We start from the raw sequence: 23,563 nt of genomic DNA, 5'->3' as shown, positions 1-23,563 counted from the left end.
ATATATGTTGCGTTGGTTGACTGCCGGTGAATCCCATGGTCCGGCCCTGATGGGAATTATTGAGGGCGTCCCCGCCGGTGTGGAGATCACCAGCGGGCACATCGCTGATTCACTGGCCCGCCGCCGCCTGGGCTACGGCCGCGGCGCACGCATGAAGTTCGAGCAGGACGTAGTGACCATCCTTGGCGGTGTCCGCCATGGCCTCACGCAGGGCGGCCCGGTGGCCGTCCAGGTGGGCAACACTGAGTGGCCCAAGTGGGAACAGATCATGTCGGCGGATCCCGTGGACCCGGAACTGCTCGCTGACCAGGCACGCAACGCGCCGCTGACCCGCCCCCGTCCCGGCCATGCGGATTTCACCGGAATGCAGAAGTACGGCTTCGCCGAGGCACGCCCCGTCCTGGAACGGGCCAGCGCGCGCGAGACCGCAACCCGCGTTGCCATGGGCACCGTTGCGGCACAGTTCCTCAAGCACCTCGGCATCGAGCTGGTCAGCCACACAGTCAGCATCGCCACTGTCGCAGTCCCGGAGGGGCGTCCCCTTCCGGTGCCCGCAGACGTCATTGCGCTCGACGCCGACCCGCTCCGCTGCTTCGACCGCGAAACCTCGGATGCGATGGTCGCCGAGGTGGACGCCGCCCACAAGGAGGGCGAAACCCTTGGCGGCGTGGTGGAAGTCCTCGCCTACGGCCTCCCGCCAGGACTGGGCAGCTACGTGCACTGGGACCGGCGCCTCGATTCCCGCCTTGCGGCCGCCCTGATGGGCATCCAGGCCATCAAGGGCGTGGAGGTCGGCGACGGCTTCCAGACAGCGGCGCGCCGCGGCTCCGCCGCCCATGACGAAATCGTGCGGGAGGCTGACGGCCGCATTGTCCGCGCCAGCAACCGTGCCGGGGGCATCGAAGGCGGCATGAGCATCGGAGACGTCCTGCGCGTCCGGGCCGCCATGAAGCCCATTGCCACGGTGCCGCGCGCCCTCAAGACCATCGACGTCAGCACGGGGGAGCCTGCAAAGGCACACCACCAGCGTTCGGACGTCTGCGCGGTTCCGGCTGCCGGCGTGGTGGCAGAGGCAATGGTGGCCCTGGTCCTCGCCGAGGCCGTCACCGAAAAGTTCGGCGGGGACTCCGTCGCGGAGACCGCACGCAACATCAAGGGGTACCTGGACAGCATTCCGGCGTCCCTGGACTCGATCGGCCAATAAGTGCCCCACCGCAGCAAAACCGGACCCTCAGGCCGGCCCATTGTCCTGATCGGACCCATGGCGGTCGGCAAGTCGGCCATCGGGCAGCAGCTTGCCCATCAGCTCGGCGTCCCTTTCGTGGACACCGACGCCGTGATCGTGGCCGGCCATGGATCCATTTCGGATATATTTGCCGGGCGCGGTGAACATGCGTTCCGTGAGATCGAAGCACGGACGGTAGCCGACGTCGTGGAAGCGGCGGACGGAACCGTCGCAGTGATCTCCCTCGGCGGCGGCGCGGTGCTGGACTCCGGCACTCAGCAGCTGATCAGCCGCTGCACCGTGGTGTACCTCGAATGCGACGCGCAAACGGTGGCCGGCCGCATCGCCCGGAACTCCGGGCGCCCGCTGCTTGCCGGGGACGCCATGGGCCGCTGGACCGCCATGTTCGCCACCCGCAAGCCAGTCTATGAGCGGCTGGCTGACATCACCCTGGACGTGCGCCACGGCTCGGTTTCCGAGCTGGGCGCGCGGCTCGAAGCAGCACTGCGGGACTACGCAGCTGCCAAACAGGAAGTTGAAAAGTGAACACCGAATCAACAGTCATCAGTGTCACAGGCAGTTCCGCCGCCGAGAATTACGACGTCGTCGTGGGGCGGGGGCTGCTGGGTGACCTTCCGGGCCTGCTGGGGGAGCGGGTGCGGCGTGTGCTGGTCATCCATCCGCGTGCCTTGCGGCTCACCGGTGACACGGTCCGCGACGAGCTGGCCGCGGCAGGTTTCACCTCCCTGACCGCGGAAATCCCGGACGCCGAAGAGGGCAAGCACATCCAGGTGGCTGCCTTCTGCTGGCAGGTCCTGGGGCAGAACGACTTCACCCGGTCCGACGCCATCGTCGCCGTCGGCGGAGGCGCAGTCACGGATGTCGCCGGATTCGTTGCCGCCACCTGGCTGCGCGGCGTCAAGGTCATCCACATGCCCACCAGCCTGCTCGCCATGGTGGACGCCTCGGTGGGCGGGAAGACCGGCATCAACACGGCCGAAGGCAAGAACCTCGTGGGCGCCTTTCATCCTCCGGCGGGCGTGCTGGCGGATCTGGACACCCTCAACACGCTGCCCCGCAACGAGATGGTTTCCGGGATGGCGGAAGTCATCAAGTGCGGTTTCATCGCCGATCCCGCCATCCTCGACCTCGTGGAAAAGGACCCGGCCGCTGTGGTGGATCCGCAGTCGGAGGTCCTCCGGGAGCTGATCGAACGGGCCATCGCCGTCAAGGCCAAGGTGGTTTCCGAGGACCTCAAGGAATCCGGTTTGCGGGAAATCCTGAACTACGGGCACACCCTCGGGCATGCCATCGAGCTCGTCGAACGCTACTCGTGGCGTCACGGCGCCGCTGTTTCCGTTGGCATGATGTTTGCCGCCGAGCTGGCCCGCAGCGTGGGCCGCCTCAGCGATGCCGACGCCGACCGGCACCGGAACGTCCTTGAGAGCCTGGGGCTTCCGGTTACTTACCGGCGGGACCGGTGGCAAGCCCTCCTTGACGGGATGCGGCGCGACAAGAAGTCCCGCGGCGACCTGCTGCGCTTTGTTGTTTTGGACGGCGTGGCAAAACCAGGAATCCTCGACGTCCCGGACACCTCCCTGCTGTTCGCCGCGTACCAGGAAATTGCTTCCTGATGCAGGGGGACATGCAAGGAACAGCAGACTGGCCCGAGGCCGGTTTCCCGGGTATCCGGATCAACCCGGAATCGCTGCTGCCGGAGATTGTGAACGAGGACGCCTGCAGGGAGGCGCTGGCGGTATCCACCGATCCGGCAGACCATATTTTCGTCCTCCTGGTGGAAGGACACGCCTCCGAGGCCGCCGAACTGCTGGCCGAAGCCCGGTTCAAGGACCCCGAATCCTTCCGGCTGCGCACCTTCGAGGCTGAGGTGCTGCGGGTTTCAAACCGCTTGGACCGTGCCGTGGAGCTCTTCCGCCAGCTCCTGGCCGAAGTACAGGGGTCGCCGCGGGAGGCCCTCGTGTGGCAGTTCCTGGGAAAGACCCAGTACAGTGCCGGCCAGATGTCCGCAGCTGTTGAATCGTTCGCTCGCGCACTCGACCTGCGGGTGGCGCAGTCCGCCGACGCGGCCCAGATCTACTCGTCCACCGTGGCGTTGCAGCGTGCCCGGGATGTCCTGGACCTGGCCTGCTGACACCGGCAGCGGTTCCTGTGTTGTTGCCCTCCAGCAGCTGCCCGAAGCCCCGGCCGGAAAGCGCCATCGATTTACCCGGTAGAATGGTTCTTGAATTTTTAACCACCCGATTTTTGACAAACACGCGCCGGCAGTCCGTTGAGGCTGCCTGCCCGGCATACAACGTCTGACAACGCGACCAGACAGAGAAACCAGAGGAAACAGTGGCAACCACTAACGACATCAAGAACGGAACGGTCCTGAAGCTTGAGGGCCAGCTCTGGAACATTATCGAATTCCAGCACGTCAAGCCGGGCAAGGGCGGTGCGTTCGTTCGCACCAAGATGCGCAACGTGATGTCCGGCAAGGTCGTGGACAAGACGTTCAACGCCGGGCTCAAGATCGAGACCGCAACGGTTGACCGCCGTGACTACCAGTACCTGTACCAGGACGGCGCCGATTTCGTGTTCATGGACACCTCGGACTACGACCAGATCACTGTCTCCGGCGCCACGGTGGGCGACGCCACCAACTTCATGCTCGAGAACCAGATGGTCAACATCGCCATCCACGAGGGCACCCCGCTGTACATCGAACTGCCGCCGAGCGTCGTGCTGGAAATCACCTACACCGAGCCGGGCCTGCAGGGTGACCGCTCCTCCGCAGGCACCAAGCCCGCAACCCTGGAAACCGGGTACGAGATCCAGGTTCCGCTGTTCATCGAAAACAACACCAAGGTCAAGGTGGACACCCGCGATGGCAGCTACCTGGGCCGGGTCACTGAGTGAGCGCACGCGGTAAAGCCCGTAACAGGGCACTGGACGTTCTTTTTGAAGCTGAGCAGCGCTCGGTTTCCGCTTTTGACGTGATCCGCTCCCGGCGGGAAAAGACTGACCAGGTAATCAACCCGTACACCATCGAAATCGTTGAGGGTGTGCTGTCCCAGCAAACCGCCATCGACGAGTTCCTGGAGACGTACTCCCAGGGCTGGAGCCTCGAGCGGATGCCGTCGGTAGACCGCATCATCTTGCGCATCGGCACCTGGGAACTCCTGTACAACGACGATATTCCGGACGGGGTGGCGGTGAGCGAAGCGGTGGCGCTGGCCAAGACACTTTCCACTGACGAATCGCCCCAGTTCATCAACGGACTCCTGGGCCGCCTTCAGCAGCTGAAGCCTTCCCTGCTCGCATAACCAAACCGACAAGCCCCGTCCGGCACGCCTGGACGGGGCTTTTCGATGCCTGCCTACCCGTGGGACCGCGGCTTGTTGGCAGGTCCCGCGTCGTTTGAACCCTATAGGATCTGAGCATGCAGAAAGCCCCAAAGGACAACGGGCCCCGGCCGCAGGACACAGTGACGGTCCGGCGGCCGGGCCGCGCTGTCAGCCGGCAGGTGCTCGCCGACCACGTCTATGCGGAACTGCTGGCGTCCCTTATGGACGGCCGGCTGGCGCCGGGAGCCGTGGTCAGCATCGACGGTACCGCCCGGGACCTTGACGTTTCGCCCACGCCGGTCCGCGAGGCACTGGCGCGGCTGGAGCACACGGGCATGGTCCGGAGGGTGGCCCTCAAGGGGTACCGGGTGGCTCCGGTGTTCACAAGGGAGGACTTTGCCGAACTCATGGAGGCCCGGCTGGCTATCGAGCCCGTAAACGCCAAGCTCGCCTGCGAACGGATCGGCCGGAAGGGCCTCGCCGAGCTGGAAAAGGCGGTGGAGGACCTGAAGGCCGCTCCACGGGGCCCGTCCTTCGCCGAGTACAAGGACTACCTGGAAGCCGACGAGCGCTTTCACCAGCTCATCGCCCAGCACACCGGAAACCAGTTCATGGAAGCCGCCTATGCGTCCCTCGGCGGCCAGATCCAGCGGTTCAGGCTCTTCGGGGGAGTGGGAATTACCGACGCCGACAGCGCAATAGCCGAACACCAGGCGGTGCTGAAGGCCCTGTTATCGGGCGATCCCGGCAAGGCCGAGGCTGCAATGGCCGCGCACATCAGGCAGGTCCGTGCGCGGGCCATGGCTGACGCCCCGGCAGGCTGAACCAGCCCCCCGACCCAACTGGGTAGCGCCAAGTGTCGTTTTGAACCCCCAAAACGACACTTGGCGCTACTTAGTTGGGTTGCCCCCGCGTCTGTGTGACCTTGACAACACCGCTGCAATAATAAATCCTATAGGAAAGAGGATCTAGCAAGGGAGCTACACCATGGCGTACACAGCCGACAACTGGCCCATCACCGCGGCACTGCTGCAATTTCCGGGAACGGACGCCGAGGGTGTCCACGTGAACGACGCCGAGGCCTCCGTCTGGGCCGACGTCCTGTCCGAGGTAAAGGAGGCCGGCTTCGCCAACGCGGACCTCACGGACAGCTGGGTTCGCCCGGGCGATCTGAGCCAGGGGCGCCTGGCCGAGTTTAAGCAGACCGCGGACACGGTGGGGATCGGCGTGCCGGTGATCTCGGCCATCCGCCGCAGCGTCATCGAAGAAGGCAAGTGGGAAGAAAACCTGGCCTACAGCCACCGCACCATTGACGCCGCAGCAGAGCTGGGCTGCGAGGTTGTCTCCTTCGGCCTCCACCAGGCCATCACGGCGGAGCAGCAGAAGCACCTGTGGTTCTGGACGGTGGAAGGCTACAAGGACCCTGAAGGCAACAAGGAAGCGTGGAACAACGCGGTGACCCGCCTCCGTGAACTGGGCCGCCACGCCGCCGAGGTGGGCGTGCTGCTGTCCCTGGAAATGTACGAGGACACATACCTGGGCACCGCCGACTCCTCCGTGAAGCTGGTCCAGGACATCGGCCTCGACAACGTTGGCCTCAACCCTGACCTCGGCAACCTTATCCGGCTGCACCGCCCCATCGAGGACTGGCGCGAGATGGTGGCCAAGACCCTGCCGTACTCCAACTACTGGCACATGAAGAACTACATCCGGGACGAAGACGAGGCCCGCGACATGTACGTCACCATGCCGGCACCCATGGAGAGCGGTCTCATCAACTACCGCGAGGCCTTCAAGGTCGCCCTGTCCGTGGGCTTCCAGGGCATCCTTTGCACCGAGCACTACGGCGGCGACGGACTGAGCGTAACCGCCAGCAACCAGGCTTACCTTCGCCGCCACGTCCTCCCCAAGACCCACGGATACGCGCTGGGCACGAGCCAGGTGGCCCAAGGACGCCAGCAGCCGTCCGCAGTGGCGCTCACCAGCGCCTGATTGCATCCGGCTTTCATGCCCACGGCAACACTCTCCTACGGATTTCAATGAGGAAACCATGACCCAGATCTTCGACAACCCCGCAGACTTCGCGGATGAGGCACTGGACGGCTTTGCCGCAGCCAACCGCGCGTACGTGGCCAGGGTGGACGGCGGTGTGGTCCGTTCCACCGAGATGCCCGCCGGCCAGGTCGCCCTGGTGGTGGGTGGCGGCTCCGGCCACTACCCGGCCTTTGCCGGACTGGTGGGACCGGGCCTCGCCGCCGGCGCCGCGTGCGGCAACATGTTCGCGTCTCCTGCCGCCGGGCAGGTTTACCGGGTGGCCAAGGCTGCCAGCGCCGGCGGCGGCGTCCTGCTGAGCTACGGCAACTACGCGGGGGACGTGCTCCACTTCGGGCAGGCCCAGCTCCGCCTTAACGCCGAGGGCATCGAGACCCGCACCGTCCTCGTCACCGACGACATCGCCAGTGCGCCGCTGGACCAGATCGGCAAACGCCGCGGCATAGCCGGCGACCTCACGGTCTTCAAGATCGCCGGCGCCGCAGCCGAAGCGGGCCTGGACCTTGACGCCGTCGAACGGCTTGCCATCCGGACCAACCACCGCACCCGGTCCCTCGGCGTGGCCTTTGATGGCTGCACGCTTCCGGGCGCCGGGGAGCCGCTGTTCCACGTTCCCGCGGGCCAGATGTCGCTGGGCCTGGGGATCCACGGCGAACCGGGCATCTCTGAGCACCCCATGCCCACGGCGTCCGAGCTCGCAGAACTCCTTGTCTCCAGGCTGCTCGTCGACAAACCCGACGACGCGGGAAACCGCGTAGTTGCCATCGTCAACGGCCTGGGCACCGTGAAATACGAGGAACTGTTCCTGCTCTACGGCAAGATCGAGAAACTCCTCACTGCCGCCGGCCTCACCGTTGTGGAGCCCGAGTGCGGCGAACTGGTCACGAGCCTGGACATGTCCGGGCTCTCCCTCACCCTGCTCTGGCTGGACGACGAGCTGGAGCGGTACTGGGCCGCGCCTGCCGACACCCCCGCTTTCCGGAAGGGAAACCTCGCACCGCGTGCCCGCCGGCACTTCGCCGGAGCCGAGGATGAGGCAGCCGGCGACGTGGAAGAGGCGACGGCCGCTGCGGCGGCCGTGGGCCGGCTGGCAGCCGACCTGCTCGCCCAAGTGCAGGCCGTCGTCGTCGAACATGAAGAGGAACTTGGCAGGCTGGACGCCATTGCCGGCGACGGCGACCACGGCATCGGCATGCGCCGCGGCGTGGACGCGGCAGCGGCGGCTGCCACTGAATCAGCGGCCGCCGGAGCTTCCGTCGAGCGCGTGCTGGCGGCGGCGGGGGAGGCCTGGAGTGAACGCGCCGGCGGCACCTCCGGTGCGTTGTGGGGGTCGGCCGTGATTGCTGCCGGGCTGGCGCTAGGCAACAAGGATTCGTACGGCGGTGACGACGCCGCCGCCGCCGTGACCGCGTTCGTCGATGCCGTCACCGAACTGGGCAGGGCTGAACCGGGGGACAAGACCATGGTGGACGCGCTGCTTCCCTACGAGGAGGCTTTCCGGGCAGCGTTCGACGGCGGCACGCAGGTGAAGGGGGCGCTTGCAGCGGCGGCTGCTGCTGCACAGGAGGCGGCGGACGCCACTGCTTCCCTCCGGCCGCTCAAGGGCCGTGCCCGGCCCCTTGCGGAGAAGAGCCTGGGGCATCCCGATCCGGGCGCCGTTTCCTTCGGGCTCATCGCAGCCCGGATCTCACGCTATGCCGAATCCGGCACGGCCGATAGCACGCTGACTGATTCCCTGGCCGCTTCCGCGGCCGGAAATGGAGCAAAAGAATGAGCGCAGGACAGAACACAGGACCGAATCCAGGACAGGGCGCGGCAGCAGGATGGCGCATTGTCGTTGGCAACGATGAAGCCGGCGTCGAATACAAGAATGCCCTGAAGGCGCTGCTCGAGGCAGACAGCCGAGTGGCGTCCGTCGTCGACATTGGCGTAGGCGCGAATGACTCGACCGCGTACCCGCACGTTGCCGTGGACGCCGCCCGGAAAGTGGCAGAGGGTGAGGCAGACCGCGCCCTGCTGATCTGCGGTACCGGCCTGGGGGTGGCCATCGCGGCCAACAAAGTCCCGGGCATACGTGCGGTTACGGCCCACGACGGCTATTCGGTGGAACGCTCGGTCCTGAGCAACAACGCCCAGGTCCTCACCATGGGCCAGCGCGTCATCGGCCTCGAACTGGCCAAGAAGCTGGTGGGCGAATGGCTCGACTACCGCTTCGATGAGACTTCAGCCTCCGCCGCCAAGGTGGACGCCATCTGCTCCTACGAGCCCGACTACACGAAGGCAATCTGACCATGACCGAACCAGCAAGCACCCCAACTGCAACTAATGCCAGCAGCGCACGGAAGATCGCCGTCGTCGGCTCCGGCTACATGGGCGGCGGCATCGCCCAGGTCCTGGCGCTGGGAGGAGCGCGTGTTGCACTGGCGGACGTGTCCGCCGAAGTGGCGCAGGGCAACTACGACCGCCTGCTGGCCGAATCGGACCAGTTCGTGGCCGATGGCCTTTTCCCCGCCGGCAGCACCGAGATCCTGAAGCAGAACCTCTGGGCCGCGAAGGACATCGAGGAAGCCGTAGCGGACGCTGACTTCATCGAAGAGGCCGTCCCCGAGGTCATCGCCATCAAGCACCAGACGCTGGCACGCATCAGCGCAGCGGCAAGGCCGGACGCCATCATCGGTTCCAACACCTCCACCATTTCCATCGCCGAACTGTCCGGGCCGGTCATCAACCCGGAACGCTTCCTCGGCGTGCACTTCTCCAACCCGTCGCCGTTCATCCCCGGTGTGGAAATCATTCCCCATGCAGGCACCGCCGCCTCCACCGTTGGTGCTGCACGCGACCTGGTCCACGCCGCCGGCAAGCAGACAGCCGTGGTCAAGGACGTCACCGGCTTCGTGCTCAACCGCCTGCAGTATGCACTGTTCCATGAGGCTGCCCAGCTGGTGGAGCAGGGGATTGCGACGGCGGACGACGTTGACACACTGGTCCGCACCACCTTTGGTTTCCGGCTGCCGTTCTTTGGGCCCTTCGCCATTGCGGACATGGCCGGGCTGGATGTCTACAACTTCTGCTACAAGTCCCTGCAGACCGACTTCCCGGAGAGGTTTGCCACGCCGAAAATCCTCAGCGACCTGGTGGAGGCCGGGAAGCTCGGCACCAAGACCGGCGCCGGCTTCCTCAATGTCCCTGCCGAGCGCACGCCCGAACTCATCGCATACCGCAACAAAGCGTACGTGGCCATGCAGAAACTGCTTGATGAGCTCGGCCCGGCACCCATCAGCTGACCATCCCTTCCTACTCACAGGAGCAAGCATGGGTACTTTTCCCTCACAACGCACGGCCATCGTCACCGGGGCCGTCTCCGAGCGCGGTATCGGCCGGGCCACCGCCAACTACCTTGCGGCCCAGGGCTGGAACATCGGCATCATTGACCTCGACGACGCGCTTTGCAAGGCGACGGCCAAGGAATCAGCGTCCCGGTACGGCGTGCAGGCCCACGGCGCCGGTGCCAACGTGGCTGACGAAGGCTCCGTCCGCGCCGCCATAGACTCGATCGAAGCCGAGCTGCCGCAGGTGGTGGCCCTGGCCAACATTGCCGGCGTCAGCTCCCCGGTACCGTACCTGGACCTTGACGCGGCCGAGTGGGACCGCGTGCTGAACATCAACCTGAACGGCGTCCACTACGCCACCCGCCGCGTGGCGGAGTCCATGGCCAAGAACCGGATCGGGCGGATCGTCAACATCTCTTCGGTGTCCGCCCAGCGGGGCGGCGGAACGTTCTCCAAAACGCCCTACTCGGTGGCCAAGGCCGGTGTGATCGGACTGACCCGCTCCACCGCCCGCGAACTGGGGGAGTACGACATCACCGTCAACGCCGTCTCCCCGGGCCCGATCGACACCGACATCATGGGCGGCACCCTTAGCGAGGAACGCAAGGAAGAACTCACCCGCGACCTGGTGGTCAACCGGGTGGGATCCACCCGCGACGTCGCGGCCGCCATCGCCTTCCTCATCAGCGAGGACGCCGGGTACATCTCCGGCCAGACGCTGAATGTGGACGGCGGGCTCTACATGCACTAGGAAAGGACCCCATGGGCGCCTGGACCAAGGAACGACGGATCTACCTGGCAATCGGCGTGCTCGCCTGCCTGGTGGGCGTGGTTCTCATCGCCTTCCCGCTGTAACTCGAGCATCACCGCGCACCCATTTCTCACATACTCAAAGAGGAGTTTTCGATGTCCCTAACAGCAGCATCCACCAAGGAGCTCCTGGATTCGCCGGTCCTTAAATCGGCGATCTCCAAGGCCTCCTTCCGGCTCATGCCGATGCTCGTCATCCTGTACATTGTTGCGTTCCTCGACCGGACCAACGTGGGCTTCGCCGAGGCAGCGCTCGGGGTGGACCGCGGGGTCACCGCAGGTGCCTACGCCCTTGGCGCCGGTATCTTCTTTATCGGCTACGCTCTGTTCGAAATTCCCAGCAACCTGCTCCTGACAAAGTTCGGCGCAAAGGTATGGCTGGCCCGCATCGCCATCACCTGGGGCATCGTGTCCGCCTGCTTCGCCTTCGTTCAGGGCGAGACATCCTTCATCATCCTGCGCTTCCTGCTGGGTGTGACCGAAGCGGGCCTGTTCCCGGGCGTCATCATGTTCCTCGCGGCCTGGTTCCCCAACAAGGTGCGCGTGAAGATGTTCGCCATCTTCTACCTGGCGCAGCCGTTTTCGCAGATGATGGGTGCCCCGCTGTCCGGCTGGCTGATCAACATCGGCGACCAGGTTCCCGGCGTTGCCGGCTGGCAGGTCATGTTCTTCGTGGAAGGCATGCTCGCCGTTGTGGCCGGCATCGCCGCCTACTTCTTCCTGATCAACAGCCCGCAGGACGCCAAATTCCTGAACCCAGGCGAAAAGCAGGCCCTGCTGGATGTCATGGCGCTGGAGGACACCGTCAAGGAAGAAACCGGCCCCCGCGGCGTTGTCGCCGCCATGAAGAACCGCAAGGTCTGGTACTTTACGGCCATCTACTTCTGCCTCCAGGTGGCTGTGTATGGCGTGACGTTCTACCTGCCGCAGCAGGTGTCCCAGCTGACCGGCCAGAAGGTCGGCCTGATGGTGGGCCTGCTGGCAGCGATCCCCTGGTTCTTCGGCATCTTCGCGTGCTACCTCATCGGCAGAGCCGCCAACACCATAGTCCGCCGCCGGGTCTGGGGCACCGGCCTGTTCCTCTCCACCGGCCTGTGCATCTTCGGCTCTGCCTGGGCAGGCGCCAACCATGTTCCGGCCCTGGGCATCATTTTCATCACCCTGGCAGTGTGCAGCTTCCTGTCCATCGGCCCCATCGCCTGGTCCTACCCCACGGCCTTCCTCACCGGAACGGCAGCCGCGGCGGGCATCGGCCTGATCAACTCGCTGGGAAACCTGGGCGGCTTTGTGGCCCCGATCCTGCGCACCACGGTCAACCAGGTCACGGCATCGGAAACCGGCACCATGGGGGTCTACGCCCTGGGCGTCCTGCCGTTCGTTGCCGCCGTCATGATGTACGCCACCAAGCGGTTCCGCAACAAGGCGGACGATCTGCTCGACCACAAGTGATTGCCGCCCATGCCTGACTGCAGCACAAATGACCGCCAGGACACTGAACCGGTGTACGTCGGCGTCAGCACCAAAATGTACCTGGGGTACGCCGACTCCCTTGAGTGGCTCGCCGGCATCCGGCATGAAGTGGACATCCGTCCGGCCCTGGCGGCCGGACGGGTGGTCCCGTTTGTGGTCCCCACCTTCCCGGTACTGCCCGCCGCCAACCGGATCCTTGAAGGATCGCCGGTCCGCCTCGGCGCGCAGAACTGCGGCTGGGAGGACGGGCCCTGGACGGGGGAAGTGGCTCCGTCCCTGTTGGGGGAGCTGGGGGTCGGCCTGGTGGAAATCGGGCACGCCGAACGGCGGCGCCATTTCGGCGAGGACAACGCGATGATCGCACGCAAGGTCCGGGCGGCAGACGACGCCGGCATCACACCCCTGCTGTGCGTGGGGGAGGAAGCACAGGACGGGACAACCGGGCCAACGGCTGCCGCCACCTTTGTCCACCGACAGATCCACGATGCCGTGGGCGGAGACTGGGCCCTGGCCTCGCGGCTCATCGTCGCTTACGAACCTGTCTGGGCCATCGGGGCGGCAGAACCGGCCGGGGCAGGATACATCTCCGCAGTTCTGCGTTCATTGCGCATGCTGCTGGAAGGGGAAGCCTCCGGACAGGGCGGGACGCCGGGAAGCGTGCCAATCATCTATGGCGGCTCGGCGAAGCCGGGACTCCTTCCCCTGCTCCACGGGGCATCGGGACTCTTCCTGGGCCGCTTTGCCCACGATCCCGGCAACTTCGGGAAGGTACTGGACGAGGCGCTGGCACTGATACCGAAGGCGTCCGCGTACCCGGTCAGGTGAGCGGGCGGGGCGTCAGCCGGCGACGGCGGCCCGCAGGGCCAGGATGCGCTGCAGCTGCTGCCGCTCCTCAGCCTGGTGCAGCTGGACATCGCGGCCGCTCAGGATGCGCTGCCGGGTGTTTGCCAGATGCGTGGCGGCCTTCAGGAACTCCTTCATCTGCCGTTTCCTGCCATAGCTGCCGGCCCAGTTCAATGCCGTCCGCCGTCCGCCCGCGGTGGCCAGGAGCTCCACCTCGGCCGGAGTAAACCAGCCTGCCGCTGAGTACTCGAGCAGCCGCTGCCGGGTCAGCCTTTTCTCCGCGACGCGCAGCAGGATGATGCCGCCCAGGGCAAGGAAGAAGATGGGCACCTGGACCAGGACGTAGTCCACCAGGAAGCCCTGGCCCATGCTGTTCCAGCGGTTGTGCAGGAACATGGCAGGCAGCAGCCCCACCAGGAAAGCGGCCACCGAGGCGCCGGTATGCCAGCGCCGGGCGGCGAACCCCATGACCAGCCCGGTGGTGCCCGTGAAGATCGCGTGCGCAAAGGGCGACATGACCCCGCGGAGGAAGAAGACCTGGGCGAACTCGCCCGCGGGATCGGCCGACTCCGCGATGGCCCTGCCGAAGTACAGGATGTTCTCCGTGAAGGCGAAACCTCCGGCGATGGTGAACGCGAAGACCACGCCGTCCACCGGCCCGTCAAAGTGTTTCCTCGCCAGCAGGAGCAGCATCAGCAGCCCCAGGGATTTAGCGAACTCCTCCACAATCGGAGCCTGCACGGTGGCCATGTAGGTCCGGAGGTCCGCCGCGTCCGAAAACTCGTACGTCAGGACAAAGAACGGCTGGATGAGCAGCGTTACGGCAATGGATACCGCGGCGCCCCACGTGAAGGCGAAGTACAGCAGCCGCTTTGGCTCGGGCTCCCACTTGTCGATGATGTGCACGGCCAGGAGCACCACGGACAAGGGGATCAATGATGCCAGGAACCCCACCACGAACCCGGCCGGCCCCGTGCTGGACAGCAGGAACGGCACCACCAGGAAAAGACTCAGGAGGGCCAGGGCACTGACGCCCACGGTCAGACCCAGCAGTCCGCTGCGGGACCTGCCCGCCTTCACCATGGTTCCCTGGACCTGCGGCGGCACCACAGTTCCAACCGGCGCCCCCTGGTGCCCGGGCGCCGGACGGTAGTTCCCCGGCTGCACGTGCCCCATCCAGCTGGGGTTGGCCTCGGCGGGCAGCGGCGCGGTTCCCCGTTCCCATGGGTCTTCGGGCCGGCCGGACGCAGGGGTGCTCGGATGCATCGACATACCGAAAAGCCTAGGTGCGAGTCGCCGGGACACCTAAGATCAAGCCGGGCCGGCCGCAATAGGCAGCCTAAGTGTGACCATCACCGCGTCCTCCCGACGCACGTCCAGGGAGGCCGCTGTGGTAATTTTGAGGCGCACATGATCCTTTTTTAATTCCGTCCCGTGAGGCGGGGAAAGGGGAGACGAGCGTTGACTTACGTCACCAGCGCACCGGTTCCAGCCAGGGTTGTCCTCAGCCAGGCGGACATTGACCGGGCCCTCACTCGTATCGCCCATGAGATCCTTGAGGCCAACAAGGGATCCCAGGACCTCGTCCTGCTGGGCATCCCGCGCCGCGGTTACCCGCTCGCTGTCCGGCTCGCCGGGAAAATCGCCGCCGCGGATCCCACCGTGGACGCAGCGGCCATCGTCGGCCAGCTGGACGTCACCATGTTCCGTGACGACCTCTCCCACCAGGGCACCCGGCCGCCGTACCCCACCAAGCTGCCGCGCACCGGCATCGACAACAAGGTGGTGGTCCTGATCGACGACGTCCTCTACTCCGGCCGCACCATCCGCGCCGCCCTGGACGCCCTCGTGGACCTCGGCCGCCCCCGCATCGTCCGGCTCGCCGTCCTGATCGACCGGGGCCACCGGGAGCTTCCCATCCGGGCGGACCACGTCGGCAAGAACCTGCCCACGTCATCTGCGGAAAAGGTCAGGGTCCGGCTTGAGGAAACCGACACCGCCCCCGGCGGCGCGCCCGTCAACGAAGTAGTTATCGAGGGCCGCTCATGAAGCACCTGCTCTCCACCGGGGACCTCAGCCTCGCCAATGCCATCCGTATCCTCGATACCGCCGAGGAAATGGCTGCCGTGGGCGACCGCGAGGTCAAAAAGCTCCCGGCCCTTCGCGGCCGTACCGTAGTGAACCTCTTCTTCGAAGATTCCACCCGCACCCGGATCTCCTTCGAGGCCGCCGCCAAGCGGCTCTCGGCGGACGTCATCAACTTCGCCGCCAAAGGATCCTCGGTGTCAAAGGGGGAGTCCCTGAAGGACACCGCCCAGACGCTCTCCGCCATGGGCGCGGACGCCGTCGTGATCCGCCACTGGGCCTCCGGTGCGCCGCACCGCCTGGCCGCAACTGACTGGATCGACGCCGCCGTCATCAACGCCGGGGACGGCACCCACGAACACCCCACCCAGGCACTGCTGGATGCTTTCACCATGCGCCGGCACTGGGCCCGCCTGGCCGGCACCGGCTCCGAAGGGGCTGACCTCAAGGGCATGAGGGTGGCCATCGCCGGCGACGTCCTGCACTCGCGGGTGGCGCGCTCCAACGTCTGGCTCCTGCGCACCCTCGGTGCCGACGTCACCCTCGTGGCGCCGCCCACCCTGCTGCCCATCGGCGTCGAAAAGTGGCCCTGCAAAGTCAGCTACAACCTGGACGAAACCCTCGAACAGGGCGTTGACGCCGTCATGATGCTCCGCGTCCAGGGTGAACGCATGAACGCATCCTTCTTCCCCAGCACCCGCGAGTACTCCCGCCGCTGGGGTTTTGATGACAACCGCCTGCGGGCGCTGGACACCTTGGGCATGAAGGACACCATCATCATGCACCCCGGCCCCATGAACCGGGGCCTGGAAATTTCGGCGGCAGCCGCTGATTCACCGCGTTCCACCGTGCTGGCCCAGGTCCGCAACGGCGTCTCGGTGCGCATGGCCGCACTCTACCTGCTGCTCTCCGGGGACACCCGCGGACCAGCCGCCACCCCCGCCCTGGCGTATGCCGGCACCCATTCCACCAAGGAGAGCAACTGATGGCAGCCAACACCGGAACCTACCTGATCCGCGGCGCCTCGATCCTGGGCGGCGAAGCGACGGACCTGCTGATCCGCGACGGGCTCATCGCCGAAACCGGCACCGGCCTTGCCGCCGATGACCGGGCCACGGGCGCCACGGTGATCGACGCCGCCGGCCTGGTGGCCCTGCCCGGCATGGTGGACGTCCACACCCACCTCCGCGAACCCGGCCGCGAGGACGCCGAAACCGTGGAGACCGGAACCCGGGCCGCCGCGCTGGGCGGCTACACCGCGGTCCATGCGATGGCCAACAGTACTCCCGTGGCAGATACTGCCGGCGTGGTGGAACAGGTCTACACCCTCGGCCAAACGGCCGGCTGGGTGGACGTCCGGCCCGTCGGCGCCGTCACCGTGGGCCTGGCCGGGGAACAGCTTGCCGAGCTGGGCGCCATGGCCGATTCCCGCGCCAGGGTCCGGATGTTCTCCGACGACGGCATCTGCGTCCACGATCCCGTCCTCATGCGCCGTGCGCTGGAATACGTCAAGGCGTTCGACGGCGTGGTGGCCCAGCACGCGCAGGAACCCCGCCTGACCGCCGGCGCCCAGATGAACGAGGGCGAGGTGTCCGCCGTGCTGGGGCTGGCAGGCTGGCCCGCGGTGGCGGAGGAGAGCATCATTGCCCGCGACGTCCTGCTGGCCCGGCACGTTGGGTCCCGGCTCCACGTGTGCCACGTCTCCACCGCCGGTTCGGTGGAAATCATCCGCTGGGCCAAGGAACGCGGCATCAACGTCACTGCCGAGGTCACCCCGCACCACCTGCTCCTGACCGACGACCTGGTCCGCAGCTACGACCCCGTCTACAAGGTGAACCCGCCGCTGCGGACCGACGCCGACGTCCAGGCCCTGCGCGCCGGCCTCGCCGACGGCACCATCGACGTCGTCGGCACGGACCACGCGCCCCACCCCAGTGAGCACAAGGAATGCGAGTGGGCGCAGGCGGCCATGGGAATGACCGGACTGGAAACTGCCCTGTCCGTGGTCCAGCACACCATGATCGAAACCGGCCTGATCACCTGGGCGGATTTCGCCAGGGTGACCTCCACGGCGGCTGCGGCGATCGGCCGCCTCGAGGATCAGGGCCGGCCGCTGGAAGCAGGGGAGCCCGCCAACATCACGCTGGTGGACCCGGCCGCGCGCTGGACCGTGGAGCCTGCCAAGATGGCCACTATGGGACGGAACTCACCGTTCAAGGGCATGGAACTGCCCGGCAAGGTGGTGGCGACGTTCTTCAAGGGCCACCCCACCGTCCTCAACGGCGAGCTCAACACGCCATACCCGTACGGGTTGGCCACAACAGCAGGCGCAGCCTGATGGACACCAAGCTACTATCGCTGCTCATTACGCTGGGCCTGATCGCCATAGCATTCGCCCTCATCTGGATGGGCTGGCGGAACCGCCTCCGACGCCAGTCCGACGTCGAACAGTTGCCTGTGGTGCCGGAGGCGCCGGGGGAGCCGTTCGCCGCCGCCGAGGGCCAGTACGTAGCGTCCACCACCGCCGGTGACTGGCTGGACCGGATCGCCGTGCATGCGCTGGGCATCCGCACCAATGCCACGCTGGAGGTCTACAGGCACGGCGTCCTCTTTGACCGTTCCGGCGCTCCGGCGCTCTACATCCCGGCGGCGTCCCTGGCCGGCGTGCGGCTGGACAGCGGGATGGCCGGAAAGTTCGTGGAGAAGGACGGCCTCCTGGTCCTTGCATGGGAGCACGGCAGCCACGTGCTGGACACCGGCTTCCGGACCAGGCGCGCAGAGGACAGGATCGTGCTCATCGCAGCACTTCAGGAATTGATCTCTTCGGCCCCCGCGGCTGATGCCAATAGTGGAAAGTAAGACAGTGACGACAAACACCGCAGTAACCGCCCCAGTTTCCGCTTCCGCTGCGCTGGTGCTCGAAGACGGCCGCATCTTCCGCGGAAGCAGCTACGGCGCCACCGGAACCGCGCTGGGCGAAGCAGTCTTCGCCACCGGCATGACCGGCTACCAGGAGACCATTACGGACCCCTCCTACGCCCGCCAGCTCGTGGTGCAGACCGCACCGCACATCGGCAACACCGGCGTGAACAATGAGGACGCCGAGTCCCGCCGCATCTGGGTGGCCGGCTATGTCGTCCGGGATGCCGCCCGCCGTCCCTCCAACTGGCGCTCCGAGCGTTCGCTGGACGAGGAGCTGGTGGCGCAGGGCATCGTCGGCATCCAGGGCGTGGACACCCGCGCCATCACCCGCCACCTGCGCGAACACAAGACCATGCGCGCCGGCATCTTCTCCGGCGAGGCCGCCGAGGCCACGGACAAGGAACTGCTCGACGCCGTACTGGCCAGCGCCCCGATGGAAGGCGCCCGGCTGGCCGAGGAAGTCAGTATCGACGAAGCCTACGTGGTGGAACCCAGGGACCACGGCTGGGACGGCGAACCCCGCTTCAGCATCGCCGCCATCGACCTTGGCATCAAGGCCATGACCCCGGTCCGGTTCGCCGAGCGCGGCGTCCGCGTGCACGTGCTTCCGGCCACCGCCACCCTGGCAGACGTCAAGGCCGTCAACCCCGACGGTTTCTTTATGTCCAACGGCCCCGGCGACCCCGCCACGGCCGACGCCCAGGTCAAGCTCCTCCGCTCCGTCCTGGACGAAAAGCTGCCCTACTTCGGCATCTGCTTCGGGAACCAGATCCTGGGCCGCGCGCTCGGCTTCGGCACCTACAAGCTCAAGTACGGCCACCGCGGCATCAACCAGCCCGTCCTGGACCGCCGCACCGGCAAGGTGGAGATCACCTCCCAGAACCACGGCTTTGCCGTTGATGCACCGCTCGACGGCGCCACGCAGGCGCCGGAGGCACGTTACGGCCGCGTTGAGGTCAGCCACGTCAGCCTGAACGACGATGTGGTGGAAGGCCTCGCCTGCCTGGACATCCCCGCCTTCTCCGTCCAGTACCACCCGGAAGCAGCCGCTGGACCCCACGACGCCGCCTACCTCTTTGACCGCTTCATTGAACTGATGGAGGGCACCCGGGACGGCAGGACCGCCAACCTGTCGAAGGAACCGGTGGACTCCGCCCACCCCGCTGCCGGTACCGCTGCTGGTGCCGGTCACAACGACGACAACAAGACTGAGGACAAGAAGTAATGCCGAAACGTACAGATCTCAAGAGCGTCCTCGTCATTGGTTCCGGCCCGATCGTCATCGGCCAGGCCGCCGAGTTCGACTACTCCGGCACGCAGGCGCTGCGCGTCCTGAAGGAGGAAGGCCTGCGGGTCATCCTGGTCAACTCCAACCCGGCCACCATCATGACGGACCCCGAGTTCGCCGATGCCACCTACATCGAGCCCATCACCCCCGAGGTGGTGGAGAAGATCATCGCCAAGGAACGCCCCGACGCCGTGCTGCCCACGCTCGGCGGGCAGACCGCGCTGAACACCGCCATCGCGCTGGACAAGAACGGTGTGCTGGAGAAGTACAACGTGGAACTGATCGGCGCGAACATCGCCGCCATCGAGCTTGGCGAGGACCGCGAGAAGTTCAAGGGCGTCGTGGAGCGCTGCGGCGCCGAGTCCGCCCGCAGCCACATCATCCACAGCATGGATGAGGCCCTGAAGGCCGCGGACGACCTCGGTTACCCGATGGTGGTCCGACCGTCCTTCACCATGGGCGGCCTGGGCTCAGGCCTTGCCTACAATGAGGAAGACCTCCGCCGCATCGTGGGCCAGGGCCTTCAGTACAGCCCCACCAGCGAGGTGCTGCTCGAAGAGAGCATCCTCGGCTGGAAGGAATACGAGCTCGAGATGATGCGCGACAAGAACGACAACGTCGTGGTGGTCTGCTCCATTGAAAACTTCGACCCCGTAGGAGTCCACACCGGCGACTCCATCACGGTGGCGCCGGCCCTCACCCTCACGGACCGTGAATACCAGCGGCTGCGCGACATCTCCATCGCCGTCATCCGCGAAGTGGGCGTGGACACAGGCGGCTGCAACATCCAGTTCGCCATCGACCCCGCCACCGGCCGCGTGGTGGTCATCGAGATGAACCCCCGGGTGTCCCGGTCCTCGGCGCTGGCGTCCAAGGCCACGGGGTTTGCGATTGCCAAGATCGCCACCAAGCTTTCCCTGGGCTACACGCTGGATGAGATCCCCAACGACATCACCCAGAAGACCCCGGCGTCCTTCGAGCCCACGCTCGACTACGTAGTGGTCAAGGTCCCGCGGTTCGCGTTCGAGAAGTTCCCGGCGGCGGACAACACCCTCACCACCACCATGAAGTCCGTGGGCGAGGCCATGGCCATGGGCCGCAACTTCACCGAAGCCCTGCAGAAGGCGCTCCGCTCCCTGGAGCAGAAGGGCTCGCAGCTGGACTTCAGCTCGGTCCCGGAATGGGAAGTCGCCGAGCTCATCGAAAAGGCAAAGCGCCCGACGACGGAGCGGCTGCACCAGGTGCAGCGCGCCCTCCTGGGCGGTGCTACCGTGGAGCAGCTCTTCGAGGCCACCAAGATCGACCCCTGGTTCCTCGACCAGCTCCAGCTCCTCAACGAGATCTCCCGCGAGATCGGCCAGGCCGGTGCGCTGACGGCTGACATGCTCAAGCGGGCTAAGCGCCACGGCTTCTCCGACGAGCAAATCGGCTCCCTCACCCACAATTCGGAGGCCGTGGTCCGCGGAGTGCGCCAGGCCCTGGGTATCCGCCCCGTCTACAAGACCGTGGACACCTGCGCCGCCGAGTTCGCCGCATACACGCCCTACCACTACTCTGCCTACGACGAGGAGGACGAGGTTGCGCTGCACTCCAAGCCGTCCATCCTGATCCTCGGCTCCGGGCCCAACCGCATCGGCCAGGGCATCGAGTTCGACTACTCCTGCGTCCACGCCTCCATGGCGCTGCGCAAGGCCGGCTACGAGACCGTCATGGTCAACTGCAACCCGGAAACCGTCTCCACCGACTACGACATCTCCACCCGCCTGTACTTCGAGCCGCTCACGCTCGAGGACGTGCTGGAGGTCATCGCTGCCGAGGAACGTACCGGCGGCGTGATGGGCGTCTTCGTCCAGCTCGGGGGCCAGACCCCCCTCAAGCTGGCGCAGCAGCTGGCCGACGCCGGCGTCCCCATCCTTGGCACCTCCCCGGAGGCCATCGACCTCGCCGAGCACCGCGGCGCCTTCTCCCGGGTCCTGGACAAGGCGGGCCTGATTGCCCCGAAGAACGGCACGGCCGTCTCCTTCGAGGACGCCAAGAAGATCGCCGACGAGATCGGCTACCCGGTCCTGGTCCGCCCGTCCTACGTGCTGGGCGGCCGCGGCATGGAGATCGTCTACGACGAACCCAACCTGTCCCGCTACATCGCCAACGCCACCGAAATCACCCCGGACCACCCGGTGCTGATCGACCGCTTCCTGGAGGACGCCGTCGAAATCGACGTCGACGCACTCTTCGACGGCACGGACATCTATGTGGGCGGCATCATGGAGCACATCGAGGAAGCCGGCATCCACTCCGGCGACTCCGCCTGCGTCCTGCCGCCCATCACCCTGGGCACCAATGTCCTTGAACGGGTCCGCACGGCAACCCGCGCCATCGCCGAAGGCGTAGGCGTCCGCGGCCTGATCAACATCCAGTTCGCCCTCGCCTCGGATGTCCTGTACGTCCTGGAAGCCAACCCGCGTGCTTCCCGCACCGTGCCGTTCGTCTCCAAGGCCACTGGAGTGCAGATGGCCAAGGCCGCCGCCCTGATCGGCACCGGCGTGACCATCAACCAGCTCCGCAGCGCCTATAAGATGCTGCCCGAGACCGGTGACGGATCCACCCTGCCCCTGGATGCCCCCGTCTCCGTCAAGGAGGCAGTCCTGCCGTTCAGCCGCTTCCGTACGCTGGAAGGCAAGGTTGTGGACTCGCTGCTCGGCCCGGAAATGCGCTCCACCGGCGAGGTGATGGGCATCGACAAGCACTTTGACACCGCCTTCGCGAAGAGCCAGGCCGCCGCCAACAACGCACTGCCCACCGAAGGCAAGATCTTTGTCTCCGTGGCCAACCGGGACAAGCGCTCGGTGATCATGGGCGTCAAGCGCCTCTCCGACCTCGGTTTCGAGATCGTCTCCACTGGCGGCACTGCCGACGTCCTGCGCCGCAACGGCATCCAGGCCACGCCGGTCCGCAAGGTCGCAGAAGGCAGCAGCGCCGAGGGCGAAGGCACCATCGCCGACCTCGTGATCGCGGGTGAGATCGACATGGTCTTCAACACACCGTCCGGCGGCGAGGCCCGCAGCGACGGCTACGAACTCCGTGCGGCGGCCACATCCATCGGCATCCCCTGCATCACCACGGTGGCCGAATTCAACGCCGCGGTGCAGGCCATCGAGGCCATGCGGACCTACGAATGGTCCGTCACCAGCCTGCAGGAGCACGCTGCTGCCCTGGCGGAGTCCCAGAAGGCGGCGCTTCAGCGTGCCTGAGCAGGCACCAGCGTCCGCTGAAGTGCAGGGCCGGGAGCCCTTCGGCTCCCGGCTTGGCGCAGCCATGGCCGCCCGGGGTCCGCTCTGCGTCGGCATCGATCCGCACCCAGCGCTCTTGAAGGCCTGGGGGCTGGACGACGACGCCGACGGGCTGAGGCGGTTTTCGCTGACGGTTTTGGAGGCCGTGGGTTCGCTCGCTGCCGCCATCAAGCCGCAGGTGGCGCTGTACGAGCGCCACGGCTCCGCCGGGATGGCCGTGCTGGAGGAACTCCTTGCCGAAGCGCGCGATGAGTCGGTGCTCACCATCGCGGATGCCAAGCGCGGAGACATCGGTTCCACCATGGCGGCCTATGCCGACGCCTGGCTCCGGGACGGATCCCCGCTGGCGGCCGATTCTGTGACACTGAGCCCGTACCTCGGCTTTGAGTCGCTGCGGCCAGCCCTGGACCTGGCTGCGGAGACCGGCCGCGGCGTCTTCGTCCTTGCACTGACGTCCAACCCCGAAGGCCCCTCCGTTCAGCATGTCGGGGGAGCGGATTCGGTGGCACGCCGGATTGTGGAAGCTGCCGCGGCGGAAAACCGGCGCTACCCCGGGAGCCTGGGTTCTGTGGGCCTGGTGGTGGGTGCAACCGTGGGCTCGGCCCTCGCCGAACTGGAGCTGGACCTGGCTGCGGTTCGAGGCCCGCTCTTGGCGCCGGGCCTCGGGGCGCAGGGAGCCACGCCTGCCGACCTCCGCGCCACCTTCGGTACCGCCTATCCGCAGGTCCTCGGAACATCGAGCCGGGACATCCTGTCCGCCGGGCCGGACCTGGGCAGCCTGCGGGACGCCGCGCAGCGGACACTGGACGGCCTACGCAGCGAATAGCGGCGTGTTTTCACCGGATGCATTGATTCGGGCAGCACCAAAGGGTAGTTTCAGGACAGGTCCAAGGGCGGCCGCC

The 23,563-nt window shown here is 66.4% G+C and carries 22 protein-coding genes; 21 read left to right on the top strand and 1 reads right to left on the bottom strand.

Annotated elements, in window-relative coordinates:
* The first annotated feature begins 4 nt into the window (after nt 1-4).
* The 14 genes from aroC (at nt 5) to Q9R30_RS11375 (ending at nt 13,058) form a co-directional block, all read left to right on the top strand.
* On the top strand, nt 5-1,204 hold the full coding sequence (aroC, locus tag Q9R30_RS11440; RefSeq protein ID WP_311217656.1) for a chorismate synthase: 1,200 nt from the start codon (nt 5-7) through the stop codon (nt 1,202-1,204).
* A complete protein-coding gene (locus Q9R30_RS11435; RefSeq protein WP_311217655.1) occupies nt 1,205-1,771 on the top strand; it encodes a shikimate kinase in 567 nt (188 codons plus the stop codon).
* Nucleotides 1,768-2,859: a 3-dehydroquinate synthase gene (gene aroB, locus Q9R30_RS11430; protein ID WP_311217654.1), complete on the top strand. Its 1,092-nt coding sequence runs from the start codon at nt 1,768-1,770 to the stop codon at nt 2,857-2,859. Before Q9R30_RS11435 ends, aroB begins: the two co-directional genes overlap by 4 nt.
* Nucleotides 2,859-3,377, top strand: a complete 519-nt coding sequence (locus tag Q9R30_RS11425; protein WP_311217653.1) for a tetratricopeptide repeat protein — start codon at nt 2,859-2,861, stop codon at nt 3,375-3,377. Before aroB ends, Q9R30_RS11425 begins: the two co-directional genes overlap by 1 nt.
* 203 nt (nt 3,378-3,580) lie before the next feature.
* Nucleotides 3,581-4,144, top strand: a complete 564-nt coding sequence (gene efp, locus Q9R30_RS11420) for an elongation factor P (protein WP_050054941.1) — start codon at nt 3,581-3,583, stop codon at nt 4,142-4,144.
* A complete protein-coding gene (nusB, locus tag Q9R30_RS11415) occupies nt 4,141-4,551 on the top strand; it encodes a transcription antitermination factor NusB (protein WP_311217652.1) in 411 nt (136 codons plus the stop codon). The genes efp and nusB overlap by 4 nt, the downstream gene beginning before the upstream one ends.
* A gap of 116 nt (nt 4,552-4,667) precedes the next feature.
* Nucleotides 4,668-5,396, top strand: coding sequence for a GntR family transcriptional regulator (locus Q9R30_RS11410; RefSeq protein ID WP_311217651.1), 729 nt, complete (start codon nt 4,668-4,670; stop codon nt 5,394-5,396).
* Between the two features lie 163 nt (nt 5,397-5,559).
* Nucleotides 5,560-6,564 (top strand): sugar phosphate isomerase/epimerase family protein, encoded by a 1,005-nt coding sequence (locus Q9R30_RS11405; RefSeq protein ID WP_311217650.1) that lies wholly within the window; start codon nt 5,560-5,562, stop codon nt 6,562-6,564.
* Nucleotides 6,565-6,622: 58 nt separating this feature from the next.
* Nucleotides 6,623-8,398 carry a dihydroxyacetone kinase subunit DhaL gene (gene dhaL, locus Q9R30_RS11400; protein WP_311217649.1) on the top strand — a complete coding sequence of 592 codons (1,776 nt, stop codon included), beginning with the start codon at nt 6,623-6,625 and terminating at the stop codon, nt 8,396-8,398.
* Nucleotides 8,395-8,913, top strand: a complete 519-nt coding sequence (locus tag Q9R30_RS11395) for a ribose-5-phosphate isomerase (RefSeq protein ID WP_104998056.1) — start codon at nt 8,395-8,397, stop codon at nt 8,911-8,913. The genes dhaL and Q9R30_RS11395 overlap by 4 nt, the downstream gene beginning before the upstream one ends.
* A 2-nt stretch (nt 8,914-8,915) precedes the next feature.
* Nucleotides 8,916-9,908, top strand: a complete 993-nt coding sequence (locus Q9R30_RS11390) for a 3-hydroxyacyl-CoA dehydrogenase family protein (RefSeq protein ID WP_311217648.1) — start codon at nt 8,916-8,918, stop codon at nt 9,906-9,908.
* Nucleotides 9,909-9,936: 28 nt separating this feature from the next.
* Nucleotides 9,937-10,704: an SDR family oxidoreductase gene (locus Q9R30_RS11385; RefSeq protein ID WP_311217647.1), complete on the top strand. Its 768-nt coding sequence runs from the start codon at nt 9,937-9,939 to the stop codon at nt 10,702-10,704.
* Between the two features lie 155 nt (nt 10,705-10,859).
* Nucleotides 10,860-12,212: an MFS transporter gene (locus tag Q9R30_RS11380; protein WP_104998053.1), complete on the top strand. Its 1,353-nt coding sequence runs from the start codon at nt 10,860-10,862 to the stop codon at nt 12,210-12,212.
* 9 nt (nt 12,213-12,221) lie between these two features.
* Nucleotides 12,222-13,058 (top strand): triose-phosphate isomerase family protein, encoded by an 837-nt coding sequence (locus Q9R30_RS11375; protein WP_104998052.1) that lies wholly within the window; start codon nt 12,222-12,224, stop codon nt 13,056-13,058.
* A gap of 12 nt (nt 13,059-13,070) precedes the next feature.
* Here the strand turns inward: Q9R30_RS11375 and Q9R30_RS11370 are convergent, their stop codons facing one another.
* On the bottom strand, nt 13,071-14,348 hold the full coding sequence (locus tag Q9R30_RS11370; protein WP_104998051.1) for a PrsW family intramembrane metalloprotease: 1,278 nt from the start codon (nt 14,346-14,348) through the stop codon (nt 13,071-13,073).
* A 189-nt stretch (nt 14,349-14,537) separates the two neighbouring features.
* Here Q9R30_RS11370 and pyrR point away from each other — a divergent pair, with 189 nt between their 5' ends.
* Genes pyrR through pyrF form a run of 7 tightly spaced genes read left to right on the top strand, consistent with a single transcriptional unit; the run spans nt 14,538 to nt 23,487 of the window.
* Nucleotides 14,538-15,125 (top strand): bifunctional pyr operon transcriptional regulator/uracil phosphoribosyltransferase PyrR, encoded by a 588-nt coding sequence (gene pyrR, locus Q9R30_RS11365; protein ID WP_104998050.1) that lies wholly within the window; start codon nt 14,538-14,540, stop codon nt 15,123-15,125.
* The gene (locus Q9R30_RS11360; RefSeq protein WP_104998049.1) at nt 15,122-16,147 is read left to right on the top strand and encodes an aspartate carbamoyltransferase catalytic subunit; all 1,026 of its coding nucleotides are present in this window, start codon (nt 15,122-15,124) and stop codon (nt 16,145-16,147) included. The genes pyrR and Q9R30_RS11360 overlap by 4 nt, the downstream gene beginning before the upstream one ends.
* On the top strand, nt 16,147-17,499 hold the full coding sequence (locus Q9R30_RS11355; protein ID WP_311217646.1) for a dihydroorotase: 1,353 nt from the start codon (nt 16,147-16,149) through the stop codon (nt 17,497-17,499). Before Q9R30_RS11360 ends, Q9R30_RS11355 begins: the two co-directional genes overlap by 1 nt.
* Nucleotides 17,499-18,020 (top strand): hypothetical protein, encoded by a 522-nt coding sequence (locus Q9R30_RS11350; RefSeq protein WP_104998047.1) that lies wholly within the window; start codon nt 17,499-17,501, stop codon nt 18,018-18,020. Before Q9R30_RS11355 ends, Q9R30_RS11350 begins: the two co-directional genes overlap by 1 nt.
* On the top strand, nt 18,001-19,308 hold the full coding sequence (carA, locus tag Q9R30_RS11345) for a glutamine-hydrolyzing carbamoyl-phosphate synthase small subunit (RefSeq protein ID WP_311217645.1): 1,308 nt from the start codon (nt 18,001-18,003) through the stop codon (nt 19,306-19,308). The genes Q9R30_RS11350 and carA overlap by 20 nt, the downstream gene beginning before the upstream one ends.
* Nucleotides 19,308-22,622, top strand: coding sequence for a carbamoyl-phosphate synthase large subunit (carB, locus tag Q9R30_RS11340; protein ID WP_311217644.1), 3,315 nt, complete (start codon nt 19,308-19,310; stop codon nt 22,620-22,622). The genes carA and carB overlap by 1 nt, the downstream gene beginning before the upstream one ends.
* On the top strand, nt 22,615-23,487 hold the full coding sequence (gene pyrF, locus Q9R30_RS11335) for an orotidine-5'-phosphate decarboxylase (protein WP_311217643.1): 873 nt from the start codon (nt 22,615-22,617) through the stop codon (nt 23,485-23,487). The genes carB and pyrF overlap by 8 nt, the downstream gene beginning before the upstream one ends.
* The last annotated feature ends 76 nt before the right edge of the window (nt 23,488-23,563 follow it).

Source organism: Arthrobacter sp. AB6 (assembly GCF_031844545.1).
GTDB lineage: Bacteria > Actinomycetota > Actinomycetes > Actinomycetales > Micrococcaceae > Arthrobacter.
The sequence above is the reverse complement of the archived record's forward strand: the minus strand, read 5'-3'. Positions and strand labels throughout refer to the sequence as shown.